At 44.0% G+C, this 17,021-nt stretch carries 21 protein-coding genes and 2 pseudogenes; 13 read left to right on the top strand and 10 right to left on the bottom strand.

Features of this window, described 5'->3' with window-relative positions; all coding sequences use genetic code 11:
• Window positions 1–38 precede the first annotated feature (38 nt).
• Complete coding sequence (locus F6K64_RS06410) at window positions 39–647, bottom strand: TetR/AcrR family transcriptional regulator (protein ID WP_287255085.1); 609 nt, start codon at window positions 645–647, stop codon at window positions 39–41.
• A 237-nt stretch (window positions 648–884) separates the two neighbouring features.
• Here F6K64_RS06410 and F6K64_RS06405 point away from each other — a divergent pair, with 237 nt between their 5' ends.
• The 6 genes from F6K64_RS06405 to F6K64_RS06380 all read left to right on the top strand — a co-directional run bounded on the left by F6K64_RS06405 (window position 885) and on the right by F6K64_RS06380 (window position 8,662).
• The gene (locus F6K64_RS06405; RefSeq protein WP_008179734.1) at window positions 885–1,481 is read left to right on the top strand and encodes a hypothetical protein; all 597 of its coding nucleotides are present in this window, start codon (window positions 885–887) and stop codon (window positions 1,479–1,481) included.
• Between the two features lie 61 nt (window positions 1,482–1,542).
• Window positions 1,543–2,061 (top strand): DUF8051 family protein, encoded by a 519-nt coding sequence (locus tag F6K64_RS06400; protein ID WP_008179736.1) that lies wholly within the window; start codon window positions 1,543–1,545, stop codon window positions 2,059–2,061.
• Between the two features lie 45 nt (window positions 2,062–2,106).
• The gene (locus F6K64_RS06395; protein WP_008179738.1) at window positions 2,107–2,262 is read left to right on the top strand and encodes a hypothetical protein; all 156 of its coding nucleotides are present in this window, start codon (window positions 2,107–2,109) and stop codon (window positions 2,260–2,262) included.
• A 411-nt stretch (window positions 2,263–2,673) separates the two neighbouring features.
• Window positions 2,674–5,082 carry an ATP-binding cassette domain-containing protein gene (locus tag F6K64_RS06390; RefSeq protein WP_287265229.1) on the top strand — a complete coding sequence of 803 codons (2,409 nt, stop codon included), beginning with the start codon at window positions 2,674–2,676 and terminating at the stop codon, window positions 5,080–5,082.
• Between the two features lie 591 nt (window positions 5,083–5,673).
• The gene (locus tag F6K64_RS06385; RefSeq protein ID WP_008179742.1) at window positions 5,674–5,907 is read left to right on the top strand and encodes a hypothetical protein; all 234 of its coding nucleotides are present in this window, start codon (window positions 5,674–5,676) and stop codon (window positions 5,905–5,907) included.
• Window positions 5,908–7,594: 1,687 nt separating this feature from the next.
• Window positions 7,595–8,662, top strand: a complete 1,068-nt coding sequence (locus F6K64_RS06380) for a hypothetical protein (RefSeq protein WP_008179744.1) — start codon at window positions 7,595–7,597, stop codon at window positions 8,660–8,662.
• Here F6K64_RS06380 and F6K64_RS06375 read toward each other — a convergent pair.
• A complete protein-coding gene (locus F6K64_RS06375) occupies window positions 8,581–9,102 on the bottom strand; it encodes a hypothetical protein (protein WP_287253611.1) in 522 nt (173 codons plus the stop codon). The genes F6K64_RS06380 and F6K64_RS06375 overlap by 82 nt on opposite strands.
• Window positions 9,080–9,901: an Rpn family recombination-promoting nuclease/putative transposase gene (locus F6K64_RS06370; protein ID WP_287265099.1), complete on the bottom strand. Its 822-nt coding sequence runs from the start codon at window positions 9,899–9,901 to the stop codon at window positions 9,080–9,082. The genes F6K64_RS06375 and F6K64_RS06370 overlap by 23 nt, the downstream gene beginning before the upstream one ends.
• A gap of 124 nt (window positions 9,902–10,025) precedes the next feature.
• Here F6K64_RS06370 and F6K64_RS06365 point away from each other — a divergent pair, with 124 nt between their 5' ends.
• From F6K64_RS06365 to F6K64_RS06350, 4 genes are all read left to right on the top strand, one after another.
• The gene (locus F6K64_RS06365; protein WP_008179749.1) at window positions 10,026–10,361 is read left to right on the top strand and encodes a hypothetical protein; all 336 of its coding nucleotides are present in this window, start codon (window positions 10,026–10,028) and stop codon (window positions 10,359–10,361) included.
• On the top strand, window positions 10,358–10,639 hold the full coding sequence (locus F6K64_RS06360) for a type II toxin-antitoxin system RelE/ParE family toxin (protein WP_008179751.1): 282 nt from the start codon (window positions 10,358–10,360) through the stop codon (window positions 10,637–10,639). Before F6K64_RS06365 ends, F6K64_RS06360 begins: the two co-directional genes overlap by 4 nt.
• Before the next feature lie 177 nt (window positions 10,640–10,816).
• On the top strand, window positions 10,817–11,353 hold the full coding sequence (locus F6K64_RS06355; protein WP_287253608.1) for a Uma2 family endonuclease: 537 nt from the start codon (window positions 10,817–10,819) through the stop codon (window positions 11,351–11,353).
• Window positions 11,354–11,421: 68 nt separating this feature from the next.
• The gene (locus F6K64_RS06350) at window positions 11,422–11,574 is read left to right on the top strand and encodes a hypothetical protein (RefSeq protein ID WP_165691842.1); all 153 of its coding nucleotides are present in this window, start codon (window positions 11,422–11,424) and stop codon (window positions 11,572–11,574) included.
• Window positions 11,575–11,602: 28 nt separating this feature from the next.
• On the opposite strand, the gene F6K64_RS06345 is transcribed toward F6K64_RS06350, so the two are convergent.
• The gene (locus F6K64_RS06345) at window positions 11,603–12,394 is read right to left on the bottom strand and encodes a DUF4058 family protein (protein ID WP_287253606.1); all 792 of its coding nucleotides are present in this window, start codon (window positions 12,392–12,394) and stop codon (window positions 11,603–11,605) included.
• 122 nt (window positions 12,395–12,516) lie between these two features.
• Window positions 12,517–13,104 carry a Uma2 family endonuclease gene (locus F6K64_RS06340; RefSeq protein WP_287253604.1) on the bottom strand — a complete coding sequence of 196 codons (588 nt, stop codon included), beginning with the start codon at window positions 13,102–13,104 and terminating at the stop codon, window positions 12,517–12,519.
• A gap of 102 nt (window positions 13,105–13,206) precedes the next feature.
• On the opposite strand from F6K64_RS06340, the gene F6K64_RS06335 reads away from it, so the two are divergent.
• Window positions 13,207–13,353 (top strand): hypothetical protein, encoded by a 147-nt coding sequence (locus tag F6K64_RS06335; protein ID WP_287253603.1) that lies wholly within the window; start codon window positions 13,207–13,209, stop codon window positions 13,351–13,353.
• Between the two features lie 126 nt (window positions 13,354–13,479).
• Here the strand turns inward: F6K64_RS06335 and F6K64_RS38755 are convergent.
• The 5 genes and pseudogenes from F6K64_RS38755 to F6K64_RS06320 form a co-directional block, all read right to left on the bottom strand.
• Window positions 13,480–13,557 (bottom strand): annotated as a pseudogene (locus F6K64_RS38755) (hypothetical protein); the annotation flags it as partial.
• Window positions 13,550–13,663 (bottom strand): annotated as a pseudogene (locus F6K64_RS38100) (hypothetical protein); the annotation flags it as partial. The pseudogenes F6K64_RS38100 and F6K64_RS38755, both read right to left, overlap by 8 nt.
• On the bottom strand, window positions 13,636–14,382 hold the full coding sequence (gene rsmG, locus F6K64_RS06330) for a 16S rRNA (guanine(527)-N(7))-methyltransferase RsmG (protein ID WP_008179760.1): 747 nt from the start codon (window positions 14,380–14,382) through the stop codon (window positions 13,636–13,638). The gene rsmG and the pseudogene F6K64_RS38100, both read right to left, overlap by 28 nt.
• A gap of 93 nt (window positions 14,383–14,475) precedes the next feature.
• Window positions 14,476–14,751, bottom strand: coding sequence for a hypothetical protein (locus F6K64_RS06325; RefSeq protein ID WP_131827056.1), 276 nt, complete (start codon window positions 14,749–14,751; stop codon window positions 14,476–14,478).
• 3 nt (window positions 14,752–14,754) lie between these two features.
• Window positions 14,755–15,402: an ABC transporter ATP-binding protein gene (locus F6K64_RS06320; protein ID WP_008179764.1), complete on the bottom strand. Its 648-nt coding sequence runs from the start codon at window positions 15,400–15,402 to the stop codon at window positions 14,755–14,757.
• 35 nt (window positions 15,403–15,437) lie between these two features.
• Between F6K64_RS06320 and F6K64_RS06315 the strand changes: the two genes are divergently transcribed.
• Together F6K64_RS06315 and F6K64_RS06310 are read left to right on the top strand one after the other, a co-directional pair.
• Window positions 15,438–15,641, top strand: coding sequence for a hypothetical protein (locus F6K64_RS06315; protein ID WP_008179766.1), 204 nt, complete (start codon window positions 15,438–15,440; stop codon window positions 15,639–15,641).
• A 294-nt stretch (window positions 15,642–15,935) separates the two neighbouring features.
• The gene (locus F6K64_RS06310) at window positions 15,936–16,883 is read left to right on the top strand and encodes a Sll0314/Alr1548 family TPR repeat-containing protein (RefSeq protein WP_287253390.1); all 948 of its coding nucleotides are present in this window, start codon (window positions 15,936–15,938) and stop codon (window positions 16,881–16,883) included.
• The last annotated feature ends 138 nt before the right edge of the window (window positions 16,884–17,021 follow it).

The following is a 17,021-nucleotide window of genomic DNA, read 5'->3' as shown; positions in this document are numbered from 1 at the left end:
CCATTGCTTTAATGTTTGACAACACCAACTTGTCTTGATTAAGGATTACCGGAGCCAGGGATAGGATGGGTAGACAGTAACTCGTTAACGTAGCGCCGAATTACAATCTGCTGCTGGTCAGGGCTAAGGCGTTTGGCTTGAATCAGGGAGTCGAGGCTAACCCCATTGACCAGGGCTAACAGGGCGTTGGCTTCTAACTCTGGCTCTATGTTAGGTCGAATCAGTTTGGCTGACTGTAGAGCTTTCAACTCTTGAATAATCACCTGACGGAGCTGAGCAGCACTATGTTGATGCTCAGCCATCAGGGATTCTCGTCCAATGGCATACCCCAAAAAGGCCACCCAGACCTTGAGAATATCTTGCCGTTCAGTGTCTAGTGGCAAAAACGCAGATAGCATTTCTACCAGTCGATCGACTCCCCTAGCGTGCTCTGTTGCAGCCTGCATGGTTTTTTGCAGACGCTGAGTTACTTGATTAAGGGCAAACAGAATAAGCTCCTGCTTATCTCGAAAGTGGTGAGTAACAACTCCGGTGGTGCAACCCAGCTCTTGGGCGATCGCGCGCATACTGGTGCGATCTAACCCCTCTCGGACAATAACTCGCCAGGCGGCTTCAGAAACTTCAAGGCGGCGATCCTGTTGGGACATGAGCATTAAAGGGAACTATAGCAGAAGTCAGAAGTCAGAAGTCAGAAGTCAGAAGTAAAACTATTGCGCTTACAAAGGGTGTGAGACTAATGTCGATGTCCTAACTGCCCTGGCGACTGCTATAACCAGATAACACCAGATATAAAGTGGGACATAAACAAAGTCTCAATGCCTATTGACAGCTTATCATAACAGTTGTTATATTATTAGCATAACAACTGTTATGAGGTTAAGCTAATGCACTCTGAGCTGACTTGTCCCTCCCCTCGCTCTGGTCTCAAAGGTTGGCTTGATCGCTTCACCGGACCAGGGGCAACCCAAGCTGAGTTGCTGATACAATTTGTGCCGTCGCTGGTGGCTTTGGTAGCAGCTCCAACCTACGCGCTGACCCTCCCAATACAGTGGAGCCCGTTGCAATTAGGACTGATTGCTGTTCTTGGCCTTGATTTAGTGGGGGGTCTCCTCACCAATGCCACTTCCACCGCTAAGGGTTGGTATCACCGACCGGAACAGGGTTGGCAGCAGCATTTAGGATTTGTGTCTGTTCATGTGATCCATGTCTTGTTAGTGGCGCTGCTCTTTCGTGGGGGAGATTGGGGGTTCTTGATCGGTGTGTCCAGCTACCTGTTGGGGGCATCAGTGTTGATTTTGCGGTCTCCCCTCTATCTTCAACGTCCAGTAGCCCTAGGGCTTTACGGGTTAGGGCTGTTGGGCGATCGCTATCTATTTTCCCCAATGCCTGGTTTGGAATGGTTTCTCCCTTTGTTTTTTCTAAAAATATTAGTCAGTCATTTGCTTAAGGAAACCCCTTATCGCCCTAGGGAAACGCGATAAGATTTTCTGGTACTGATTTGTGGTGTTTGACAGGAATAATTCTAGTTGTGAGGTAATTACAATGACAATAACTATTAGACATCTGGTATCTGCACTCTTGGTTTTATCTTTTGGATTGTTGGGGTCTCTAATTCCTGGTGGTTCAATTGAAACAAGGAGTTTCTCACACATTGACCCCTTGATATTGGGGGCATTTAATACCTTCTTAACTTCCCTAGAGATAGTCAGCCTTTTAATTATTTACTTTATCTTCAAAGATTTAAAGTGGGCGTTCATTGTGTCTAGCTTATGTGCTATGTCCTATTTTATCGTATACGCCCTAGACTTAGGAACACTCTTTCCAGTTTCGCCAGATCCCATGCCTCAGGCGCTATTTGTAATTGAAGTATTGGGAATGATTGTTTCTCTTCCTTTACTATTTCTTTCTGTTCGCGGAGCTATGACGAGTAACACTAGTGGCAAGGAGCAAGTAATAGAAAGCAAACCCTATTCAAAGACGTTTGTATATTTCGCTTTCTTTTTGGTTATTGTTGGTGTTGGCATTATTACCTTTGCTACGAAATCTGCTATAGGTAGCTAACAGTGCCTAACATTCGTAAGTATTCAGCTGTCAGCTATCAGCTTTGTGGCACAGCGTCGAAGCCTGTACCAGGCTACGGTAACAGCTATCGTAAGCTATCAGCTATCAGCTATCAGCTATCAGCTATCAGCTTATGGCTTAGATCACAGCGTCGAAGCCTGTGCCACCCTACTTGAGGTGTTTTTGAATAAAATCAGCTGACCACTGACCACTGACGGCTGACGGCTGAATGCTTACCAGGTATCAGCTTATGGGCATAGGGCAAGCTACACCGAACAGCTTTTGAATAACAAAAATAACCATTAGTTTAATCTGAGTTAAGGAAAGCTGACCGCTGACTGCTGACCGCTGAATGCTTAAGAATTAGAAGGAATATGTTTGCTTTTTATATCAATCCTATGTTTACATCTCAAATAAAAATTATATAGCGTTTATCATAGCTATGAGGTACATTCAAGGTTCTTACCGCTGCTCCGTTCGCGTTTGGCCGTAGGCCACGCGGGGCGCGTTCGCGCAGCGTCTGGCAAAGCCAGTAAGCGTGGCCCACGGCCTTAGCTCCCTAAAACCCTAAGGGCGAGGTACCTCATCCGATTGAGAGTGCTATATATGACAATGATATATCTAGAGCTAAACAATCAAGGTCAAGTACTTCGTTTTTCTCTTGAGAAAGGATTTTATCGATTAGGACGCGATCGCACTTGGTCAGATTTCGATATTCCTGAAACAGGCTGGACTATTGTCTCCCAACGCCATGCTTTTCTGCTTCAAGAGGGAGAGGATTATCGGATTTTTGATGGTGATGGGGCAAATCCAAGTACTAATGGACTATTTGTTAACCACACTCGCATCACTGATGGGTATCTTCTGAAACATGGCTTAGAGTTGACCATTGGACAAAATCCTCGGGATTACATTCGCCTCACTTACTTTAATCCTGCCCATAGTCAACCAAGGGTGACGCCAAATAAACGGCAGCTTTCCTTGGCAAGTGTGCAAAATTGGCCACTGCAATTGGGTCGTTCTCCTAATCCTGAACTTTCCCACTGTTGGCCATTAGATGCACCGACAGTTTCTTCCCTTCACGCTACCCTGATCAAGATTTCCGAAGGCAATTATCAGATTAATAATTATAGCAGAAATGGTACCTTTATTAATGACAAATTAATCCATAAACCAGTTTTACTTAAGGATGGGGATACGATTCGGATTGGTCCGTTTATATTACTGTTGAGGCAGGATACTTTAGAATTAGTTGACCAAGGTAATCAAATTCGGATTGATGCTGATAAATTGCTGCGCGAGGTTAATTATAAATTAGGCAAAAAACGCACTATCCTGAATCAGGTTTCTATGCCGATTGAACCAGGTCAGTTAGTGGCTTTGGTAGGAGGTAGTGGCACTGGGAAATCTACGTTACTGAAAACTCTATTAGGAATTGCACCAATTACTAAAGGTACTGTATTTATCAATGGCCAAGATTTGCGACAGCATTTTAATCAGTACCGCTCACAAATTGGCTATGTTCCCCAAGATGATATTGTGCATCGGGATTTAACTGTAAAAGAAGTATTAACCTATGCCTGTGAATTACGATTACCACCAGATACTGATGTGAAACAGGTGGTGAAGCAAACTTTGTCACAAGTCAAACTGGATTTTGTGAGAAACACGGTTGTGGGTAATCTGAGTGGGGGACAACGGAAACGAGTCAGTATTGCTGTGGAATTATTGGCTGATCCGAAACTGTTCTTTCTGGATGAACCTACTTCTGGTCTAGATCCAGGACTGGATAAGGAAATGATGCAGCTATTGCGAGAATTAGCGAATCAGGGACGAACTGTGGTGCTGGTGACTCATGCTACTGCGAATATTGACGTATGCGATCGCATTGCCTTTATGGGTCGGGGTGGACGGTTGTGTTACTTTGGTCCTCCCACAGAAGCGATGGACTTTTTTAAGATGCCATCTCCAGACTTAAGATACTTCCCTGATATTTACCTGAAGCTAGAGCAAGGGGAAACACCGGAGGAACTTGAGCAGAATAGTGAACACTGGCATCAGCGGTTTCTCAGCTCACCTGGTTACAAGACCTACATTTCAGCACACCTCAGTCCTGGTCAAAGGTTGCTATCGACCTCAATCCCTAGCAAAAGTGCTGGTATTCCTGTTTTCAAGCAACTCAAGCAACTGCTGTTGCTCAGTCAGCGCTATCTACAACTAGTAGTGCGGGATATGCGAAGTCTTGCCCTAGCCTTACTAACTGCTCCGATTGGGATTAGTTTGATTATTCTGACGTTGTCAGGGAAAGACCCCTTAGCTCAACTGAAGTCTCCAGAGATAACCCAAGCACCTCTAGCGCTACGAGTATTGTTTATTTTTACCTGTGCTGCCCTGTGGGTTGGACTATCTAGTTCACTGCAAGAAATTGTGAAAGAGTCCAGTATTTATGCGAGAGAGCGACTGGTTAATTTAGGGTTATTTCCCTATCTCGGTTCCAAAGTACTGATTCGGTCTGGCTTAGCTATTTTACAAACTATCTTGATTGTTACTATTGTGCTCTATGGGTTTAAGCCACCTACCTCTGAACTACTGGATTGGAAAATTGGCTTGGGAATCACTACTTTTTTAACCATTATCGCTGCTACCAGTTTAGGTCTGATGGTATCGACATTGGTTAAAAATGAAAGTGAAGCCAATAATACTATACCATTGATTTTGCTACCCCAGATTATTTTTTCTGGAGTTATTTTTAAACTAAAAGGATTAGCCAGTACACTATCTTGGCTGATGGTAAGTCGTTGGTCAATGGGAGCTTACGGTGCCCTGGTAAATGTGAATAGCATGGTACCAGAACAGTCTTCCAGGTTTGGATTGAAGCTTCCTCCTCCTCCCTTTGAAGCAACACCCGTTTATGATGCCACCTGGCAAAATTTGATTCTTAACTGGCTACTACTGTGCTTACACACCGGGGTTTATTTAATAATCGCCTTTAAATTACAGAAGCGGAAGGATATTTTATAGGAAATATGTAGGGTGGGCAGTGCTTACTTTGATCATTGTCAGGTTTTAAATTAGTCTGAGGCACTGCCCACCAGAGAATTAATTTTATAGTTAATTTACTGTCGGTGGGCAGAGAAATATAGAGTAGATGTAGGGTGGGCAGTGCTTACTTTTAGGATAGTCAGGTTTTAAATTAGTCGGATGCACTGCCCACCCTACTATTAATCTGTCGGTGGGCAGTGCTTACTTTTAGGATAGTCAGGTTTTAAATTAGTCGGATGCACTGCCCACCCTACTATTAATCTGTCGGTGGGCAGTGCTTACTTTTAGGATTATCAGCTTTTCAATTGGTTTTATGCACTGCCCACCCTACTATTAATCTGTCGGTGGGCAGTGCTTACTTTTAGGATTATCAGCTTTTCAATTGGTTTTATGCACTGCCCACCCTACTATTAATCTCTGATATTAACACAAAAAATCATCGGATATCTTTTCTTTCTAACCTCTCCACAATCTCCATATTTCGTAATAAAAAAAATTACTAAACCCCTTGACAATAAATTAATTTATAAATATATTAATAATATAAGCAGTTTCAAGGAGTCATTACTGATGACTAAAAACTTTCCACCTAACTCTGATGACAATATCACCCCTGAAAACGAAGGTCGTAAACGGAAGAAAGCCAAGCTCGTTTTGATCGGTTCTCCTGAAAAGGTTCGCAAAACAATTAATGCCATTTATTCCCTTAAGTATGCTTACCCAGACGAGTGGAGCACTCCCGAGCCTACTGGAAAACCGGGTGAGGTTATGACCTTTTTGATTCGATATTTTTACGTAGACTAGGATAGTAAATTGCCAGGGCAAAGCCCTGGCGACTATGAATGGTGAACGTTTTTTGTGGAGGGATATAAATCAGGATGAAGGATGAGTTAGAATGTGGTTGCTTTCGAGCAGTTGCTGACTAATTCGATAAGAATGTATTAGTTCATCAGTAGCGATGCAGCGCGGTCTTGGGGAGGCAGCGCGGTCTTGGGGGTTTCCCCCATGAGCGACTGCCGTGGTCCCCCCCATGAGCGACTGCATCAAGACAGTGATTTAGAGTTGAGTTGAGCTCAGCTTTACAAAAGAATTCGGTCAAGACTTGGGGTTAACCAGAGCTTGACCGATTTTTTTTTGTTATAGTTAGAGGAATTATTAATTGGGTGAGTTCGTAGGGTGCGTTAGGGACGGGCTTGCACTCATTTTATCGGTCGTCAATGTTGGGAAAGTCCGTCCCGTAACGCACCACCGGGTCAAACAGTAAAAATGAGATGCACCCGAGCAGCAACGCCTCTTAAGTTGTCTCATCTCAGCCGTCCCAATTTGCCCACCCATTAGCAGGATATCCCTTTCAAATGGGGAGAGATGGAATTAGCGACAAAGTTCAGCCAAGGCAGATGTATCGGAGCCAAATTATGTAACGCTTTGTGGATTTTTTTAACCTTCTATGTACTTTTATAAATAGTTACAAACTGGCTCGATTTCTTGTAACAGATAACTATAATTACTATGATACCAGTTGGTTAAAGTTTGGGGTGCCATGTCGCGCTCCTAGAAGACGGTGGGATCGAGTGCATCTCATTTTTGCCGTTTGGGTGGTGCGTTACGGGACGGATTGTCCTAACACTGGCTACCAAGAAAATAAGGGCTCCCCCGTCCCTAACGCACCCTACGAACATTTACAAAAGTGAGATGCACCCATGTGATCGACTGGTATTGTTTTCTTCAAGGGTACAAGGTAAATAGAACTAGCTATGCGGACTCATACCTATAAACCGAAATATTCTAACTCTACCTCTAGGACAATAGCTCAAAAAAAGAAAGACTCCAGAGTGATTGGTTCTAGAAGAAGATTGGATGCAGGTGCGGCTCGTTCCAGCTAGGAGCCTCTAGAAACTAGAGGGGTATGAGCTGGGGGAATCGCGAGGGTTAGTAAACCGCTAGAGAAAATGTTGCAGAGTATACCAAAAACTTTTATTATTTGTTAGAATTAAATTAGGGTAACACCGACAGAGATTATTATGTAACTTAAATTAAAACCGAAAACCAAGGGTTTAATAGTTGCACTGTCTATCCCGGTGGAACCAAATTTGTTGACATTTTTATGGCGCTCGCGGGATATTCCGTAAGAGCTTTGGGAGATACCCCCTGGATGTGAAAGCATCTTGCATTGGCGAGCCAGAATTTGCTTTTGGTAGATTTTGGTAGCTAAAAAGTATCGGATACACCCTCAAAATTTCTAACTATCTTTTGGATGTGGGTGAAAACCCCACCCCTGAGGAGACAGGTGACTCCCTACCTGGCCACACCGGGTGCATCTCATATTTGTAAAAAAGATCTCAAGTGTGGGGCCCGGGCGCGGGGAGTGTGGGGCCCGGGCGCGAGGAGTGTGGGAATTTTATGCCGAATTTTTGCCTAATTGCAAAACTGAGATGCACCAGGCAAGCAATGCTTCTCCTTCATACTTTTATTGTTCATCAGGATTAAGCTGATGTTGAAAATAACAAAATATATTTTTACCCTCGTTGTTGTAGTTTTGTTTACTGCATTCTACGCAGTCGGGAATGCTCAGGTTGACACACTTGAATGGGGATTTATACCTCCTGGGACAGCAGAAACTTGTAAAGCTATTTCTAGAATTGGTACGATTGAACCATTTTCGGGAACGTATCAACAGTGTGGTGATCGATGTGCTGCAATTGTGAACTGCGGAGCTTGGAATTTGGATTCGGTAAATCAAAAATGCCGTGTATACACGTCAGAATGTTCTGAACCAGACCCCTCCGGTGGATGGGGATTTATACCTCCTGGGACCGCAGAAACTTGTAAAGCTATTTCTAGAATTCGTACGATTGAACCATTTTCGGGAACCTATGAACAGTGTGGTGATCGATGTGCTGCAATTGTGAACTGCGGAGCTTGGAATTTGGATTCGGTAAATCAAAAATGCCGTGTATACACGTCAAAATGTTCTGAACCAGACTCCATTACTGAAGATTTCACCGGTGGGACCTTTGATTCAGCAAATTTCGAGATCGGAGGTGGAACCGGGAATGCCACTGATGCTGGTTGGGCAAGTGTGACTAATCGCGGAACCCTTCGTACTGTAGCATCTAATCTCAAACCGAGTATTGACAATCCACTCACAATTGAGGCAGACATTACTTTCACTCCGGCTAACGAAATTGCTTTTCTTCAAGTTCGTGGTGACGGACTTCCTTCTGGTTCCTTTGACGAACCAAGTAACGGAATATACCTGCGATTGCATAACTTCCAAAATGGCCATACTGGAGTCTCATTCGGTGGCCCCTTCATGGAGTTTTTCCGTAAAGATCCACCGGGAGGAGATAGTTTTTGGGACGACCCAGTCCACCTGCTTCTCACCGATGACGGCTCTACAATTTCAGTAACTTTGACAAACACAGTCACCAATGTTGTTAACGCCTTCAGTATCAATGATATGCGTAGCTCTGGGGGTTATGTTGCCTTCTCCACATCGGCCAATGGTGCCCGTTGGGACAACATCTCTATCACCCACAATAACCTGACTGGCAAGTAGACTCGGTTACCGAACTTCTGACAATTTTGGTGCGAGCAGGTTTTCTGTAGTGCGATCGCATAATATACTATATGTAGTGCGATCGCTCTGATATTGTAGGGTGGGCAAATCGACAGGATAACTGATGAAATTGCCAAACTTTCATTATTTGCCCACCCTACCCTACGGCATGCGATCGCCTCTGTTGTTTGTTGGGTAAAAGTGCGATCGCTCTTGTGGGGTGGGCAAATCGACAGGATAACTGATGAAATTGCCAAACTTTCATTATTTGCCCACCCTACCCTACGGCATGCGATCGCCTCTGTTGTTTGTTGGGTAAAAGTGCGATCGCTCTTGTGGGGTGGGCAAATCGACAGGATAACTGATGAAATTGCCAAACTTTCATTATTTGCCCACCCTACCCCTGATAGCTTACCCTTAGCCTTCTCGCAGCTTCTCAATTTCCTCTACAGGTAAGCCAGTAGTCTGACTAATTGTTTCATTATCTAACAAAGGCAAAAGCTGCTGTGCTATTTCTTGCTTAGCTTGTTTCTCAGCAAAAATCACTAGCCCTTGTTGGTCATGAATAAACATCTCTCTTTTTCCTAATTCCTCCAAATCCTTCCTGCTTAAATTCGCCTCAGAAGCAATCCCAAATGCCTGTTGAAACTCCGGTATTTCCGCCATTTGCGGTGGCACCGTCTCTAAGGAAGGCGCATTTTTTAAAAAATACATCCACAACTCATCGAGTTGCTCTAAATCCTCCAAGTGCTTCTCAAACTTCGGTAGTTCCACAAACACTAACTCTAAGTGATTTTCGATGTAGTTGATGTTGGTAGTCTCTTCTCGTAACTTGAAATTAGAAATTACCTGATTATGCTCAGGAAACATGACAAAATCCGTAATCGTCAGAGCAATCACTGGCTTGAGATAACGATAGCCTTCTCCTTTACCTAACTGTAGAGAGTAAGCTTTAGTAGCATTGTATAAAACTCGTCTAGCAAAGGATTCTACCTGCAAAACCTGCATTTCAATAATCACCAAAGAACCATTACTCAGTTTGGCCTTCACATCGAGGAAAGAGTCTTTGAGGATTGGAAGAGGAGAAGACTGATAAGGGTCAATAATTTCCAAATCTTGGATCAGAGGTTGATTGTGGTAGACAAGAGCATTGAGAAAGCTAATCAGAATCGGTTTACTTTCCTGGGAGGCAAAGATTTTTTTGAAGGCAAAGTCGGTTTTAGGGCTGATAAATGTCATTACTTAGCTCTCCACTAAAAGTGGTATACTCTAAGTATATAGCAATCCTATCTGATTCATGAAAGAAATGGGCTGCTTTAAGTGCGATCGCTCTTGTAGTAGGGTGGGCAAAGGGACATGATTCGTGATCAAATGGCCTTTCTTTAATTATTTGCCCACCCTACCCCACATTCATTATTTGCCCACCCTACTCCCTGCTGATTTTGATAAAATAGAAAAAACCGGAAATCATCTTGAAAGTATGCTCAAAACCTCAGCCTTTCAGCAAGCGATTGAAACCGTTGAAAAATTGTCCTTAGAAGAGCAAGAGATATTACTCGATACTCTTCTCAAAAGATTCCATCTACAACGGAGAGAAATACTATTGCAAGAAATCAAAGAAATTCGCCAAGAATTAGCGGAAGGTAAAGTAAAATTTGGCTCAGTTGATCAATTCTTAGAAGAACTCGATCAACCATGAAAATTGCTTGGACACCCCAATCACTAAGAGGTTTAAAGCGAATACTTCGTAAAAGACCAGATTTTAGACCACTAATTGAGAAAACCGTGCGTCAGTTAGCAGAAGATCCATTTCATCCTAGCTTACACACCCACAAACTTAAAGGCGATTTATCCAATATCTGGTCATGTTCAATTGACTACAGCTACCGTATTTTATTTGAATTTATCGAAAATCCTGAAGATTCTGAAGAAGCTATTTTGTTGCTTAATTTAGGTTCTCATGATGAAGTATATTAGCTGACGGCGAGCTTGTAGAGTAGTGCCTACGCTCTTGTCGGGTGGGCAAATGGACATGATAAGTGATCAAATGGTGTTTCAAAGATTATTTGCCCACCCTACCCCTCGAAGCGCAAGACGAGCCATGAAATATTTGTTGGATAGGGATCATTTAAGCATTATTCAGCTAACTTAATTATGCAATCACCTAGCATTACTAACTCCTTAGACGCTTTTCTCCAACAACCCAACATAGAAGCTTCTCCTGCTTGGGAATTCATCCATGGACACCCGAAGCAAAAACCGATGCCAACATTGTTTCATTCCCGCCTCCAGCGTAACCTTGTAAACGCCATCAACAATCAAACCCATGCTTGCGTTGCGATTCAAGAACTCCGGTGCATCATTCCTCCCTTATCCCCTGTACCAGATATTGTGGTTGTTAAACGCGATCGCATCCGGGATCAAGATCGCCCCCTGCAAGGTTCACCAGACTGGTTAATTGAAATTCGCTCCCCTGACCAAAGCACATTAGACCTACAGAACAAAATTCTGCACTGCTTAAGCAACGGGACTAAGCTGGCTTGGCTAATCGATATTCAGCGACAGCAAATCTGGGTTTGGGAAAACCAGGAACTACCACTGGTGTTTGCCGGAACTGATATACTCCCCACCCTTGACACTATCTCAGACTTTACAGTGGAAGCAGTAATTGCCATGACCCGACAGCGATAACTGAGGGGGATTATTCGCTCTTGTAGTGCGATCGCTGATCTTGTCGGGTGGGCAAATGGACATGATAAGTGATCAAATGGTGTTTCAAAGATTATTTGCCCACCCTACGCCTGACTGCTGACCACTCTTGTAGTGCGATCGCTGATCTTGTCGGGTGGGCAAATGGACATGATAACGGATCAAATGGTGTTTCAAAGATTATTTGCCCACCCTACGCCTGACTGCTGACCGCTGAATGCTTACCCCACCCTAGTGCGATCGCAATTCTCGCTCCGTTAACCATGTATTAACCCAAACCCGATCCTCTTCCGACAATTGCGGTAGTGGTTCTTGATTATAATCTATGAGTAAATCATAACTGGCTTGATCGTAGATATTATTCAATAATAACTGTAAATCTACTAATGGTTCTGTATCTCCAGACTTCAGCGGTAACGGAAATGAGGGGATAGGAGCTGGTAAATTAAATCCATACAAATCAGCTTGAGGACGACGGTCTCCTCGACTGACTAAAATTCGATAATGGGTTTCAATATTGCTGTGATAAACTGGCATTGGTTGTCCCTTACGCAGTAAATCAATTTCTACTAAATGAGTGAAACTGCCTAAGACTTTATTTCGTTTACTTTCATATTGCTTGCGTCCTTCTCCAGAACGTTTATTAATGGGAGAGAGTATTTCAATAGCTGTTACTACTTCCTTGGTAGCTACCTCTCGCACTTCTAAATAACCTTGTTTAATAGTTTCAGGTACAGGAACTTGTACCGTTTGGGGTTGAGTTGGAGCTTGTGCAACTGCAACATTAGTTATTAGTTGTTTAGTTGTCACCTGTGAACCTTTGACAGTTAAATCCGGAATGCCAACGAGCAATGATTGTTCACCAATAGTTTCATACATGCGCACTTCAACACCAACTCTGTATTTTGGACGCAGTTGAGGAGAAAGGAATTTAGCCAGCTCGCCAATAAGTAACAAATGTATTCCTGGCCAAACTTCTGGATGTTCTAGGTAAGGGTTCATCCCTGGAAAAGGGGAAGGCATAAAATTTCCTCCTCGGTGGTTAGAGGGTTGAACTTAGAGCATTCAGCATTCAGCTTTTAGAACTTAGCTGACAGCTGATAGCTAACGGCTGATGGCTAAAAGTCTATGACTTATTACTTATTCTAAAGCGCACCATTCAACACTTGCTGTGCCGAAAGCTGCAACCCCGGAAAAATAGTTGATTCAATCAACTCATCCCCCACAAAAACCGTTTCCTCATAAAGATCATCCACCAACTGCAACACCACAACCTGCTTTTTGAGGGGATCGACAATCCAATATTCGCGAATCCCCAGCAAGTTATACTCCACTCGTTTACTGCGATAATCCGTCGTCCGAGTCGAATCGCTAACCACTTCAACCACCAAAAAAGGTGGCGATTCGTTGAGACGAATGATCGCCTCTCGATCCAGCATTCCCTCCCATTGCTCCAGTGTTGCCACCGTCACATCTGGAATCCGCGCTGTATCCCAACGTCCCCCACGGGGCGACTCGATTGCAATAAACCCTTGCTTAGAAACCCAGGCTAACCCCTGAACCTGAATTTCAGCCCGATATTGATCGTTGAGAAACTCAGTAATTGCACCATGTTTTCCTTTGGGTTGAGACATGGCAATCAGTTCCCCATTCACCAGTTCATAACGCCGATCAGTGCCATCGTTGTAGCTTAAGTAGTCTTCGAGGCTAAGCAGTGCAGTAGTGGCAGTCATCGGAGTTTTCCTAAGAAGCCATTTTTTTGATAATTCTAGTGTAAGCATTCAGCCGTCAGCCGTCAGCCGTGAGCTAAAAGCTCACGCTACTTGAGGTGCCTTGTGGCACAGGCTTTGGCCTTGGCCTTTCGGCCACGCTACGCGAATGGCCACGCTGTGCGAACGACCCTGGGAGGTAACTCAGCATTATTCCAATGCTTACTTGTTTTATTCCAAAGCTATTCCCGTAGCGTAGCCGTAGGCCTTTAGCTGAGAGCTCTCAGCTCTCAGCTCTCAGCTCTCAGCTAATGCGGTACAGATGGTGCTTTTGAATAAAACAAATAAGCATTGGTTTAATCTCTGTTACATCAGCTGACGGTTCCATAGCGTGAGCTTTTAGCTGAAGGCTGACCGCTGACCGCTGACCGCTGACCGCTGACCGCTGACCGCTGACCGCTGACCGCTGACCGCTGACCGCTGACCGCTGACCGCTGACCGCTGACCGCTGACCGCTGACCGCTGACCGCTGACCGCTTACAAAAAATCTATCTTCTAATTCAAAGGGTCTTGTGCTGGTAATCCTACAGCACGGGGAAACTTAGCTACTGTTGGTGATAATACTTTCAAAAACAAACAATGACGAACACTATCACTCAAAGGCGTAGTAAATTTTTCAACTGATTCAATTCTTCCACCTAACTTTTTTACCGCTGGCTGTAAAGCTTCGGTTTCTTCATCTGTCCAATGACCACGATAGAGAATCGCCAAACCTCCCTGTTTCAGAAGTGGTAGAGCATATTCAGCACAAACAGAAGGGGCACTAACAGCACGAACTAGAGCAATATCGTAGGAGTGTCGATGCTGCTGCTTCTGTCCAATAGCTTCTGCTCTGCCAACTAAGGTTGTAACATTATTGATTTCCAACTGGGGGATTAAGGTTTGAAGAAAAGTAATTTTTTTGCGAGTGGAATCGAGTAAAGTAATAGCAGTATTAGGAAATGCGATCGCAACTGGTAATCCCGGAAATCCCGCCCCCGTTCCAATATCAATAATTCTCTGTCCTGGAGTTATAGACTGCCATATTGGAGCCAATCCTACCAAAGAATCCCACAGGTGCTTTTCCCAAAACTCCTCGGGAGCCGTAATCCGAGTTAAATTCAACTGGCGATTGCCTGACAAAATCCCTTCATATAGTTTCTGAAACAACTGTTGTTGTTCTGGAGCTGGCTGCCAATTTAGAGTTTCTTGCCAAACCTCTGTCATCTGTGGCAGCAATAAAACATTTTGGTCATTTGTCATTTTTTACTTTTAAAACTACTCAACACGTAAGCTTTCAGCTTTCAGTTATCAGCTTTCAGCTTTCAGCTTTCAGTTATCAGCTTATGGGTTAAGTCACAGCGTCGAAGCCTGTGCCACGCTACTTGAGGTGCTTTTGAATAAGCGATGCAGAGGTGCGACCCGTGGCGAATTTAATTCGACGACTGTAAACGCACCATTACGGTCTTGGGAGTTTCCCCCATGAGCGACTGCATCAAGACAACAGGTAAACATTCGTTTAATCTGAGTTACGTCTACTGACCGCTGACCGCTGACCGCTGACCGCTGACCGCTGACCGCTGACCGCTGACCGCTGACCGCTGACCGCTGACCGCTGATAGCTGTTGGCAACACTCATAACTCAGCACTAGCTAAATCAACAGCTTTTAATTCCCCTTGCTTAAGAGTCCAGCAGCGGTCAGCAATAGGCAGTAAATCCCTAGCATCGTGAGTCACCACTAGCAGTGTCCAGTGGGTTTTGAGTTTTGCCAGCAGATTAACTAACTGTCTTCGCATAGACCAGTCTAATCCAGCTGTTGGTTCATCCAACATCAGTATATGGGGTTGACGAATCAGTTGTACTGCCAGAGCAAGGCGTCGCTGCTGACCACCACTCATAGCATGGGGTGAAGTATGCAGGGGGAAATCAGCCAGTCCCACTTCCCCCAAAGCATCATAAACCCTCTGTGACCCCAACTCTGGATGTCCCATCCGCAATTCTTCCAGGATAGTCTTACCACAGAAATGCCGTTCTGGAAACTGAAACACTAATCCTGCCAGTTGGGGTAGGTGGTCGTTGGTGAGTTCAGTTTCTCCCCAAAAGATTTTTCCTGCCGTCGGCTGGGCTAATCCTGCCAAAATTTCCAATAATGTGCTTTTACCAGAACCACTAACACCAATCACTAGTCCTAATTCTTGTGGTGCTAGCTCTAGATTCAGACCCTTCAAGATCGGGGTGGAGCTAGCTGGTGGATGATAGGTTAAGTCTCTAAGATATAGCATTCCGTTCTGCCCACTCTTTCCCTTCTCCCAAAATTTTGGAGGTTTCAAAATTTCATAAACATTACTATCCTAACCACTCAGCTATCAGCTATCAGCTATCAGCTATCAGCTATCAGCTATCAGCTATCAGCTATCAGCTATCAGCTATCAGCTATCAGCTATCAGCTATTAGCTATCAGCTATTAGCCTTTGGCCTTTGGGGCACGCTACGGGAATGGCCACGCTACGGGAATGGCTGACGGCTGACTGCTGACTGCTGTTCGCGTAGCGTGCGCGTAGCGCATATGCTTACTTAGGGAGTAGCCAAAAAATAAAATACCAGATTTTAGCTTGTAGGGTGGGCAAAAACATTTTGGTTCAAATGAGTCTTATAGATAAGATAACTTTGCCCACCCTACTTTAATTGGTATTTTTTTTACATGCAAGTCCCTTACTATCTTATGCCCCAACTTCCGGTACCATGGAACCTGGCATCAAGTGCAACGTCAGTACTGAGGTTAGTAGCATATATTTTTAATATTGCCAGAATGACGATGAACCAACGGTTTCGAGCACCAAAACAGATAGTTAAAGCCTGCGTCAGCACAGCAGTTGTATTAATCGGTTTATGGGGAATGCCCACCTTGGCAGCTGATCCCTTTCGCGACAGTAATCCTCGGGACATTGATAACACTGTTCAAGATGCTTTTGACTTCTTCTTCAAGGAGGGAAACTATAAAGAGGCCGAAGCTTATCTAAAAAAATCGGAATCTAGGCAGTCTAAAGAACCCATGACCTATGCTATGCTATCATCTCTAGCTTACTTAGATCAAGATTGGGAAACCTTCAAGAGCTACGGAACTAAAACTCTTAATAAGGCTAAGGAAATGATTGCCTCTGATCCCTTGCGAGGTAATCTTTACACAGCAGTAGGTTATTTTTTGGAAGGGGCTTACGATTTTGAAAAAGAAGGTCCCATCAGCGCCTTGACTAAATTGCAGAAAGTTTTTGAATATCTGGATGAAGCCAAAGAAATTGATCCTAATGATCCAGAGCTAAACTTGATTACAGGCTATATGGATTTAATGTTAGCAGTTAATTTACCATTTTCTGACCCATCTCAAGCCATTGACAAGTTAGAAACCTATGCTTTTCCTTCTTATTTAGCCTATCGAGGCATTGCTGTAGGATATCGAGATTTAAAGCAATATTCTAAGGCAATAGACTATGTAGACCGGTCAATGGAAACAACACCAAGCAACCCAGATGTACTTTACCTTAAAGCACAAATTTTGCGAAAACTGGGGCAGGAAGAAAAAAGTTTATATTTTTTTAACAAAGCTTTAGAAAAACAGAATCAACTCCCAAAACGTCACGCTGCCCAAATTACTTACGAGCAGTGCAAACTTGAAAATAAACTCACAGATGGGAATAGGAATTGCTCGAAGGAACGGAATCGGATCCGGAAGCGGGGAACAGACGTGGCTCACAAGGATGACTAAGTTTACTGTTGAAGGTTTAAGGTTTAGAGGTTGAAGGTTGAAGGTTGAAGGTTGAAGGTTGACTAAGTTGAAGGTTGAAGGTTGAAGGTTGAAGGTTGAAGGTTGAACGCGATGGACGAAGTCCCGCTTTCAGCGAAC

The sequence above is a fragment of the Moorena sp. SIO3A2 genome (assembly GCF_010672265.1).
Lineage (GTDB): Bacteria > Cyanobacteriota > Cyanobacteriia > Cyanobacteriales > Coleofasciculaceae > Moorena > Moorena producens.
This window is presented reverse-complemented; position numbering and strand designations above follow the sequence as displayed.